Annotated in this window: 2 protein-coding genes; one reads left to right on the top strand and one right to left on the bottom strand. The window is 70.2% G+C overall.

Annotated elements, in window-relative coordinates; translation table 11 throughout:
• A partial coding sequence (locus tag ACFWF3_RS29675) for a cold-shock protein (RefSeq protein ID WP_379316916.1) occupies positions 1-108 on the top strand: 108 nt, incomplete at its 5' end.
• A 58-nt stretch (positions 109-166) separates the two neighbouring features.
• On the opposite strand, the gene ACFWF3_RS29670 is transcribed toward ACFWF3_RS29675, so the two are convergent.
• Positions 167-3,178 carry a bifunctional [glutamine synthetase] adenylyltransferase/[glutamine synthetase]-adenylyl-L-tyrosine phosphorylase gene (locus ACFWF3_RS29670; protein ID WP_379316914.1) on the bottom strand — a complete coding sequence of 1,004 codons (3,012 nt, stop codon included), beginning with the start codon at positions 3,176-3,178 and terminating at the stop codon, positions 167-169.
• Positions 3,179-3,246 lie beyond the last annotated feature (68 nt).

The raw sequence follows: 3,246 nt of genomic DNA, 5'->3' as shown, positions 1-3,246 counted from the left end.
GCTATCGGCGGCTCGGGCTTCAAGTCCCTCGAAGAGGGACAGCGGGTGGAGTTCGAGGTCGGCCAGGGCCAGAAGGGCCCCCAGGCCCAGGACGTCCGCGCCATCTGATTTCGGCGTGAACTGAAAAAGCCCCGCACCAGTGGTGCGGGGCTTTTTCATGTCCGGACTATCCCCCGAACACGCGCTCGACGACGGCCTTCGCGCGGCGGGTGATGCGCATGTAGGTGTCGAGGAATTCGCTGCCGTCGTCGTTGGGCCAGCCGGCTACCCGAGCCACCGCCGAGAGCAGCTGGCCCGGGCCGGGGAGTTGGTCGGTCGGCTTGCCCTTGACCAGGACGAGGGCGTTGCGGGCGGCGGTGGCGGTGATCCACGATTCACGCAGGAGCGCGACGTCCTCGGGTTCGAGGATGCCCTCGGCCTCGATCACGTCGAGCGACTGCAGGGTCGAGGTGTTGTGCAGCGCGGGTATCTCGTGCGCGTGGCGCAGTTGCAGGAGCTGGACGGTCCATTCGATATCGGCCAGGCCGCCGCGGCCCAGCTTGGTGTGGGTCGACGGGTTGGCACCGCGCGGGAGTCGCTCGGAGTCGACGCGCGCCTTGATGCGGCGGATCTCGCGGACCGATTCCTCCGACACCCCGCCGGTCGGATAGCGGATCGGGTCGATGACGTGCAGGAAGCGCACGCCCAGATCCTGATCGCCCGCCACCTGGTGGGCGCGCAGCAGCGCCTGCACCTCCCACGGCTGGGCCCACTGCGCGTAGTAGGCCTGATAAGCGGTCAGCGTGCGGACCAGGGGCCCGTTGCGCCCCTCGGGACGCAGGCCCGCATCCACCTGCAAAGGCGGGTCGACGCTCGGTGCGCCGAGCAGCCGCTGCACCTTCTCGGCGATCCCGTTGGCCCATTTCACGGCCGTGGCCTCGTCCTCACCGGGGCGCGGATCGCAGACGAACAGCACGTCGGCGTCGGAGCCGTAGCCCAGTTCCATCCCGCCCAGCCTGCCCATGCCGATCACCGCGAAGTCGGCGGGCGCGGGCGCACCACGTTCGGCCTCCGAGGCGCGGATGACCGCGCTCAGTGCCGCCTCGAGCACCGCGACCCACACCGACGACAGCGCCGCGCACACCTGCGCGACGTCCAGCATGCCGAGCACATCGGCCGAGGCGACCCTGGCCAGTTCGTGGCGGCGCAGTGAACGTGCTGCCGCGACAGCACGTTTCGGGTCGTCGTAGCGGGCGGCCGCGGTCTGCATGCCGCGGGCGACGTCTTCGGGTTTTGTGCTGAGCAACTGCGGGCCGCCTGGCCCGTCGGCGTACATGCGGATGGTGTCGGGCGCGTTGATCAGCAGGTCGGGCAGGTACTCCGAGGAACCGAGCACGATCATCAGACGCTGGGCCACCGCGCCCTCGTCACGCAGCACGCGCAGGAACCAGATCTGGTCGTCGAGCCCCTCCGACACCCTGCGGTAGGCGAGCAGCCCGGCATCGGGATTCGGTGTGTCACCGAGCCATTCGAGCAGAGTCGGCAACAGCAGCGCCTGGATGCGGCCCTTGCGCGAGACGCCGCCGGTGAGCGCCTTGAGATGGCCGAGCGCGTTGGCCGGTGCGCCGTAGCCGAGGGCGGCGAGCTGGCGGACGGCGGCGTCGGGGCTCAGGCGCAGCGCGTCGGAGTCCATCCGGGCGACCGCGTCCAGCAGCGGGCGATAGAACAGTTTCGCGTGCAGGCGCCGGACTCGCACGGCGTTGCGGCGGATGTCGGTGTCGAGCACGCCGACCGCGTCCTGGCGGCCGTCGGGCCGGATGTGGGCGGCGCGGGCCAGCCAGCGCATGCCCTCCTCGTCATCGGCCGCGGGCAGGGTGTGGGTGCGCTTGAGCCGCTGCAATTGCAGGCGGTGTTCGAGCAGGCGCAGGAATTCGTAGGAGGCGGTGAGGTTGGCGGCGTCCTCACGGCCGACGTAGCCGCCCGCGGCGAGGGCCGTGAGCGCCTCGACGGTATTGGTGACGTGCAGTGCCTCGTCGACCCGGCCGTGCACCAATTGCAGCAGCTGCACGGCGAATTCGACATCGCGCAGGCTGCCCGCGCCCAGCTTGAGCTCGCGCTCACGCATGTCGGCGGGGACCAGGTCCTCGACCCGGCGGCGCATGGCCTGGACGTCGGCGACGAAGTCGGGACGTTCCGACGCCGTCCAGACCATCGGCATCAGCGCGTCGCGGTACTGCTTGCCGAGTTCCATATCGCCGGTCATCGGCCGGTTCTTCAACAGCGCCTGGAACTCCCAGGTGCGCGCCCACCGCTTGTAGTAGGCGAGGTGGGAGTCGAGGGTGCGCACCAGCGCCCCCGCCTTGCCCTCGGGGCGCAGTGCGGCGTCGACCTCGAAGAAGGCCGAGCTCGCGACACTCATCATCTCCGCGGCGAGCCGGGTCGCGGTCGCGTCGGCCGGTTCGGCGACGAACACCACGTCGACGTCACTGACGTAATTCAGTTCTCGCGCACCACATTTGCCCATCGCGATCACCGCGAGGCGCACCGGCACCGGGCCGTTCTTACACACCCTGGCCACCGCGACCGACAGGGCGGCGGTGAGCGCGGCATCGGCCAGGTCCGACAGGTGCTTGCCGACCACCAGGTACGGCGGCACCGGTTCGTTCTCGACGGTGGAGGCCAGGTCGACCGCGGCCAGCAACATCAGCTGATCGCGGTACCTGCCGCGCAGCAAGGCGACCGCCTCCGGACCGGCGATCCCGGCACGCCACAGCATCGGCCCCGCGTTGGGTCCGGTCTCCGGCGCCGCGTCGACGGCGTCGAGCAGGTCGGCGATCAGCTCGTCACGGCTGGGAAGTTCGTTCTCGCGCAGCACTTTCCACGCGGCCGGGGCAGCGACCAGGTGGTCGCCGAAGGCCGTCGACGAGCCGAGCAAGCCGAACAGCCTGCCGCGCAACGTGGTGTCGGAACGGATCGCAGAATCCAGTTCGGGCCATGCATCTTCGAGCGATTCGCGCAGCCGCACCAGCGTGGACAGGGCGAGATCGGCATCGGGCGAACGCGAGAGTGCCCAGAGCACCGGCACCCCGTCGACGTTGTCCCAGCCGAGTTGATGCAGGGAAGCCGCCGCTGTCGGTTCGAGGAGACCGAGCCGGCCGACGCCGGGTACAGCGGAGCGGGCAGTCGGTGGCCGGACCATAGCTGTGATCCTAGCGGCTGGCGCCGCGGGCTTTCGGCCCGGAAGCCTTGATCCGGTCAGCCCGGATC

The organism is Nocardia sp. NPDC060220, assembly GCF_042727815.1.
Taxonomy (GTDB): Bacteria; Actinomycetota; Actinomycetes; order Mycobacteriales; family Mycobacteriaceae; genus Nocardia.
The sequence above is the reverse complement of the archived record's forward strand: the minus strand, read 5'-3'. Positions and strand labels throughout refer to the sequence as shown.